Source organism: Thiolapillus sp. (genome assembly GCF_048562965.1).
Classification (GTDB): domain Bacteria; phylum Pseudomonadota; class Gammaproteobacteria; order Chromatiales; family Chromatiaceae; genus Thiolapillus; species Thiolapillus brandeum_A.
On sequence record NZ_JBHNMF010000654.1, the window covers coordinates 1 to 1,701 of the forward strand.

1 protein-coding gene is annotated in these 1,701 nt (G+C 48.8%); it reads left to right on the forward strand.

The window, feature by feature from the left end; translation table 11 throughout:
• Nucleotides 1–1,516, forward strand: a 1,516-nt coding sequence (locus ACOCD2_RS18840) for a BREX system Lon protease-like protein BrxL (protein WP_293675033.1), incomplete at its 5' end; no start/stop codon positions are given.
• Nucleotides 1,517–1,701: the final 185 nt, after the last annotated feature.

Sequence of the window (1,701 nt, forward strand, 5' to 3'; positions counted from 1 at the left end):
ATCCCCAATCCCAGTAGCAGTATCTCGTTGCCGTCCACGTCTTTTCCTCATGCCAGTATTTGGCGCTATACTGGCACAGGTTTTTGGAGGAATTCCACTTAAAACGTCGAGGAACCCTTTTGTTGAGCGCAATTTCAATATGGTAGAACTGGGCCCGAGAGGCACGGGTAAGAGCCACCTTTTCCAGCAAGTGTCACCTTATGCGCACCTTATCTCTGGCGGCAAGGCCACTGTTGCCCGCATGTTTGTTCACATGGGGACGGGACAGCGTGGTTTGGTCTGTCAGTATGATGTCGTTTGTTTTGATGAAGTTTCCGGGATATCTTTTGACCAAAAAGATGGCGTCAATATTCTGAAGGGCTACATGGAATCTGGCGAGTTCAGTCGTGGGAAAGAAAGTATTCGGGCTGATGGCAGTATTGTCCTTGTGGGTAATTTTGACGTGGATGTCGAGCATCAACAACGGATTGGCCATCTTTTCGGTCCTTTGCCTCCAGAGATGAGGGACGATACGGCTTTTATGGATCGGATTCATGCGTATTTGCCGGGTTGGGATGTTCCAAAGATCAGTAAAGAGATATTGACGGATCATTTTGGTCTGGTCAGCGATTTTTTGTCAGAGTGCTGGAGCCAGCTTCGTAAGCAGACGCGCATAAATCAGCTGCAAAATCGGGTGTACTTCGGTGGTGCCTTGTCAGGGCGGGATACTAACGCAGTCAATAAGACGGTCAGTGGATTGTTGAAACTAATGGACCCAGGAGGAAATGCAGAACTTTCGGATGAAGATTTAGAGTGGGCCGTTAGAATTGCCATGGAGGCTAGGCGACGTGTGAAGGAGCAGCAAAAACGTATCGGTGCAGCTGAGTTCCGCAATACCCATTTTAGTTATGTGATGGGAGAGGAAGGTGTAGAAAAGTTTGTATCTACCCCTGAACTGCAGAGTGACAACAGCATCGGTGGTGACCCGCTGGAACCAGGACAGGTGCGGGCAATTAGCCCTGGTGACGCTGAAGATCACCCGGGTCTTTATCGCGTTGAGATCAATGAAGGACCGGGCTCCGGGGTAAAGATACTTAATAAACCTGTGCCACCGGCATTTCGGGAAAGTATGGGGTTTGCAGAGCAAAACCTTTATTCCAGGTCAGACCAGCTTGTGGGTGACAAGGATCCTCGCCATCATGAGTTTACCGTGCAATTGCGGGCTTTCGATGCATCTAAGTCCGGGTCAAAACTTGGGGTGGCCGTGTTGATTGCTCTGTGTACGGCACTTCTGAAAAAGAGCGTACGTGGTGGTTTGATTGTCGTGGGCGAAATAAACCTGGGTGGTTCAATAGAACCCGTACATAATCCGGTAACCATTGCTGAGATAGCAGTTGAGAAAGGCGCTGCTGCATTATTGATACCAGTGTCTTGCCGCCGTCAATTATTTGATCTATCGGATGAAATGGCAACCAAAATTGACATCCAGTTTTATGCCGATGCTCAGGATGCCTTGTTGAAAGCTATTGTGGAGTAATGGGAATCTTCCCCCAATATGTGACCAAGGGGGATTCTGGATGGATAAATTGTAGTGTTTCACTGGAGTAACTACTCACCCCTATCAGCATAGAGCTGTCCCGAAAAGGCCATTTGAATGGCGACCAGCGGATTGTATCCCTGATTTGCCATGGTCTGCAGGTAACTGGAGATGCGGCAATAGGC